This window comes from Cellulomonas septica, assembly GCF_012396155.1.
Taxonomy (GTDB): Bacteria; Actinomycetota; Actinomycetes; order Actinomycetales; family Cellulomonadaceae; genus Cellulomonas; species Cellulomonas septica.
In genome coordinates, this window is sequence record NZ_JAAXOY010000247.1 from 1 (window position 1) to 4,787 (window position 4,787).

Annotated in this window: 4 protein-coding genes and 2 pseudogenes; 5 read left to right on the forward strand and 1 reads right to left on the reverse strand. The window is 75.7% G+C overall.

Going from position 1 to position 4,787, the window contains the following annotated elements:
* A pseudogene (locus tag HGA02_RS10705) lies at positions 1 to 393 on the reverse strand (glycoside hydrolase family 26 protein); the annotation flags it as partial.
* A gap of 278 nt (positions 394 to 671) precedes the next feature.
* Between HGA02_RS10705 and HGA02_RS10710 the strand changes: the two are divergent.
* From HGA02_RS10710 to HGA02_RS20425, 5 genes and pseudogenes are all read left to right on the forward strand, one after another.
* A complete protein-coding gene (locus HGA02_RS10710; RefSeq protein WP_168678997.1) occupies positions 672 to 1,646 on the forward strand; it encodes an ABC transporter ATP-binding protein in 975 nt (324 codons plus the stop codon).
* Positions 1,643 to 2,437 carry an ABC transporter permease gene (locus HGA02_RS10715; RefSeq protein WP_168678998.1) on the forward strand — a complete coding sequence of 265 codons (795 nt, stop codon included), beginning with the start codon at positions 1,643 to 1,645 and terminating at the stop codon, positions 2,435 to 2,437. Before HGA02_RS10710 ends, HGA02_RS10715 begins: the two co-directional genes overlap by 4 nt.
* A gap of 50 nt (positions 2,438 to 2,487) precedes the next feature.
* Positions 2,488 to 3,732 carry a histidine kinase gene (locus HGA02_RS21670; RefSeq protein WP_168678999.1) on the forward strand — a complete coding sequence of 415 codons (1,245 nt, stop codon included), beginning with the start codon at positions 2,488 to 2,490 and terminating at the stop codon, positions 3,730 to 3,732.
* Complete coding sequence (locus tag HGA02_RS10725) at positions 3,729 to 4,349, forward strand: response regulator transcription factor (RefSeq protein ID WP_168679000.1); 621 nt, start codon at positions 3,729 to 3,731, stop codon at positions 4,347 to 4,349. Before HGA02_RS21670 ends, HGA02_RS10725 begins: the two co-directional genes overlap by 4 nt.
* 209 nt (positions 4,350 to 4,558) lie before the next feature.
* Positions 4,559 to 4,787: pseudogene (locus tag HGA02_RS20425) on the forward strand (hypothetical protein); the annotation flags it as partial.

Consider the following 4,787-nt stretch of genomic DNA (forward strand, 5'->3'; position numbering starts at 1 on the left):
CTTGGCGGCGGACGCGGCCTTCGCCGCGGCCTGCTCCTCGGCGGCCTTCTGCTGCGCGGCGGCGTCGGCGGCGGCCTTCTCCTCGGCGGCCTTGGCCTTGCCGCGCTCGGCGGCGGCGGACCGCTCGGAGGCGGCCTTGCGCTGCGAGCGCTCGAGGTCGAGGACCTCCTGCTCGCGGGCCTCGAGCGAGTAGCGCAGCTTCTCGTTCTCCGCCTGGAGACGCATCTCCTCGGCGCTGGCACGGGTGGGGACGACGCCGTCGACGGACGGCGACAGCCAGACGCCGACCGTGACGGCGACGAGGGCGAGCGCGATCGCGGCTGCGGTGAGCCGCTTGCGGGGGGACGGGCGGATCGCCCGGGCCCACCAGCCGTGGGCGGTGTGCTCAGACATAGACGAGTGCCTCCAGGGCGAAGATCAGCACGGCGGCCACGTAGGGGATGCCGGCGAGGGGGTTGAGACGGCGGCGGCGACGCGGCGGCAGGCGGTGTCCACGCGCGACACCGTAGCGACGCCGACCACCGCCGTCGGGCGGAACGGCGCACCGACCTGCGGCATCGCTGCGGGAAAGGAGCCCGGCGTCGGCGCGCGGCAGCGCATGACATCCGTCATGTCGAGGTGGTGACGGGCGGCGGGGGTCGGCCGACCCGCGCGACGGGACGATCGTCGTCATGACCACCACCGACGTCACCCCGACGCCCGCACCTCGCGGTGCGGTGCCGCCCGCGCTCGAGCTGCGCGGCCTGCGCAAGTCGTTCACCACGCCCGCCGGCACGGTCCGCGCGGTCGACGGGCTCGACCTCACGATCCGCCCCGGCGAGGTCGTCGCGTTCCTCGGCCCCAACGGTGCCGGCAAGACGACGACGATCGACATGGTCCTCGGCCTCGCGCGGCCCGACGCGGGCAGCGTCCGCGTGCTGGGGCTCGACCCCGCGGCCGCGATCGCCGCCGGCCGGGTGTCGGCCGTCATGCAGACCGGCGGCCTGCTCAAGGACCTGACGGTCCGCGAGACGCTCGCGCTGACCGCGTCGTTCTTCGGGTCGACGCACGACGTCGACGACGTGCTGGTGCGCGCGGGCCTCACCGACGCGGCCGACCGTCGCGTGGGCTCGTGCTCGGGCGGCCAGCAGCAGCGGCTGCGGTTCGGCCTGGCGCTGCTGCCCGACCCGGACCTGCTCATCCTCGACGAGCCGACGACGGGCATGGACGTCGGCGGGCGGCGCGACTTCTGGAACGCGATCCGCGCCGACGCGGCGCGCGGCCGCACGATCGTCTTCGCGACGCACTACCTCGAGGAGGCCGACGCGTACGCCGACCGCGTCGTCCTGGTCAGCCACGGGCGGGTCGTCGCGGACGGCTCCGCGGCCCAGGTGAAGTCGCTCGCGTCGGGGCGGGTCGTCTCCGCCGCGTTCCGGGACGGTGCACCGTCGGACGCCGCGCTCGCGGCCCTGCCGGGCGTGACCGAGGTCGAGCGCCGCGGCGAGCGCGTGCTGCTGCGCACGACGGCCTCCGACGACGTCGCCCGCCACCTGCTGACGCGCACCGACGCGACCGAGGTCGAGATCACCGCGCTCGGCCTCGAGGACGCCTTCCTCGCCCTCACGGGCGGCACCACCGCCACGACGACCTCCGGGAGCACCCGATGAGCACGCTCACCGCCACGACGACCGCACCCACCGCCGTCGCCGCCCGCCCGCGGGCGCGCCTGCTGCAGCCCGTCTACCTGCGCACCGAGCTGCGCCGCCTGCTGCGCAACCGCCGCACCGTGATCTTCACGCTCGTCATGCCGCCCGTGTTCTTCCTGCTGTTCGGGACGCAGCGCGAGTACCTCGACCAGTCCGTCGGCAACGGCAACGTCACCGCGTACGTGATGATCTCGATGGCCCTGTACGGCGCGATCCTCGCGACCACGAGCGGTGGCGCGAGCGTGTCGATCGAGCGCGCGCAGGGGTGGAGCCGTCAGCTGCGCCTCACGCCCCTGCGGCCGGCCGCGTACGTGCTGACCAAGGTCGCGGTCGCGATGGTGCTGGGCCTCGCGTCGATCCTCGTCACGCTCGTCGCCGGGCTCGCGCGCGGTGCCGAGATCAGCACGACCGCGCTCGTCTGGTCCGTCGTGCTCGCGTGGGCCGGCTCCGCGGTGTTCGCCGCGTTCGGGCTGTTCATGGGCTACCTGCTCCCGGCCGAGAACGTCATGCAGGTGCTCGGCCCGGTGCTCGCGCTGCTGTCCTTCGCGGGCGGCCTGTTCATGCCGCTCGGCGACGGCGTGTTCGCGACGATCGCGCGCTTCATCCCGACGTACGGCCTCGCCGAGATCGTGCGGGCACCGCTCACGGGCGGCGACGTGAGCGTGTGGGCCGTCGTCAACGTGGTCGCGTGGGCCGCGGTGTTCGTCGGCGGCGCGGTGTGGCGGTTCCGGCTCGACACCGCCCGCGTGTGACGGACGGACGCGACGCGGGGGCCGCTCGTCGGCTCGGTACGGTGGGCGCCGTGAGCGGCACCACCCGACCGGACGACGAGCGGCCCGCACGGGCGCACGGGCGGTGGGCGGCGGTCGGCGGGCAGACCTGGGCGCTGCGCGAGGGGCTGTGGTCGGTCGCGGTGCCGGACCCGTCCTGCGAGCCGCCCAACCCGATGCGCAGCCGAACGCACCGCGTCATGCGCGTCGTCGGTCCCACGATGGGCGTCGTCTGGGCGGTGTTCCTCCTGCAGCCCTGGCAGTCCGCGTGGGACAGCGCCCCCGGACCTGCCCGCGTCGTGTCGCTGGTCGCGATCGCGCTCCTGTCGCTGTCCTTCGTGTGGGTCGTCCTCACCCACGCCGGACCCCGCGGCGAGCGGATGGCGACCGGCCCGGCGCTCGCCTTCCTCGGCGGGCAGCTCGTGCTCGTCGCGCTCGCGTGCGCGGCGGCCGAGCAGGACGGCCTGGTCGGCCTCGTGTTCGTCAGCGTCAGCGGCGTCTTCCTCCTGCGGGACCTGCGCGCGCTCGCGGTCGCCCTCGCCATGGTCGTCCTCGCGATGGTCGTGCCGCGGCTGGTCGCGGGGTGGGACACGATCGACGACCTGGTCCTGTCCATCGTGCTCGCGACCGTCGCGGTGTTCGGGTTCACGCAGCTCGTGCTCCGCAACCGGCAGCTCCAGCTGGCGCGCGACGAGGTCGCGGTGCTCGCCGTCGAGCGCGAGCGCGAGCGGATCGCGCGCGACATGCACGACATCCTCGGGCACAGCCTCACGGTCATCTCCGTCAAGGCCGAGCTCGCCGCCCGGATGTTCGACGTCGACGGCGAGCGGGCGCGCGCCGAGATGCTCGAGGTCCAGCAGCTCGCCCGGTCCGCGCTCGCGGACGTCCGCGGCATGGTCACCGCGACGCGGGCGGTCACGCTCGCCGGGGAGCTCGCGGGCGCACGGCAGGCCTTCGACGCCGCCGGGATCGAGGCCGAGGTGCCGGGCGCGGTCGACGACGTGCCCGACGACCTGCGCGTGCTCTTCGCGTGGGCCGTGCGCGAGGGCGCGACGAACGTGCTCCGGCACTCGGGCGCGACGCGCGTGCGGGTCGAGATCACCGCCGACACGCTCACGGTCGACGACGACGGTGCGGGACCCGTCGACGAGCGCCCCGGCAACGGGCTGCACGGCCTCGCGGAGCGTGCGCGCAGGTCAGGGGCTCGCGTCGAGGCCGCGCGCGGCCCGCTCGGCGGCTACCGCCTGCTCGTCACGACCCGGGGGAACGCCCGATGACGGACCCGATCCGCCTGCTGCTCGCCGACGACCAGGCGCTCGTGCGGGGCGCGCTCGCCGCGCTGCTCGAGCTCGAGCCCGACCTCACGGTCGTCGCGCAGGTCGGCCGGGGCGACGAGGTCCTGGCCGCGGCCCGCGACGCACGCGCCGACGTCGCGCTGCTCGACGTCGAGATGCCCGGTCTGGACGGCATCACGGCCGCCGGCGAGCTGCACCGCCGCCTGCCGTCGTGCCGGTCGCTCATCGTCACGACCTTCGGGCGCCCCGGCTACCTGCGCCGTGCGCTCGACGCGGGGGCCAGCGGGTTCGTCGTGAAGGACACGCCCGCCGAGCAGCTCGCCGACGCGGTGCGCCGCGTGCACCGCGGGCTGCGCGTCGTCGACCCGGACCTCGCGGTCGAGTCGCTCGCGGTGGGCAGCAGCCCGCTCACCGAGCGGGAGCGTGACGTGCTCGTGGCCGCCGCGGACGGCGGGACGGTCGCGGACATCGCCCGCTCGACCTTCCTGTCCGAGGGCACGGTCCGCAACTACCTGTCCGCCGCGATGGCGAAGACCGGGGGCCGGACGCGCGCGGAGGCCGTGCGGATCGCGCAGGAGAACGGCTGGCTGCTGGCCTGAGCGGGTGCCGCCGGCGGCCGGCTGCCGGGACCCGACCAGGTGCCGCCGACGGCCCGGCGCCGGACGGACGCCCACCGTTCCCCGGCCCGGATCCGGGCTCGCCGAGGATGCCCTCGACGCGGACGTCGAAGCCGAGCGTCTCGCGCACCGCGCGGGCGACGACGTCGGCGTGCGCGCCGTTGCGGAACGTCGCCGCGAGCTGCGGGGTCGTGAACGACAGGCGCAGCGTCGTCGCGTCGAGCTCGGCGACCTGCGCGTTGCGCGGGTCGACGAGCGCCCACGTCACGCGGCGCAGCCCCTTCACGGTCTCGAGCACCTCGGGCCAGCGCCGACGCAGCACCTCGGTGTCCCGCGACCCGCCGGCCGCGGCGGTCGCCGGCGCGAGGCTCCCGGGTGCGGGTGCGGGTGCGGGTGCGGGTGCGGGTGCGGGTGCAGGTG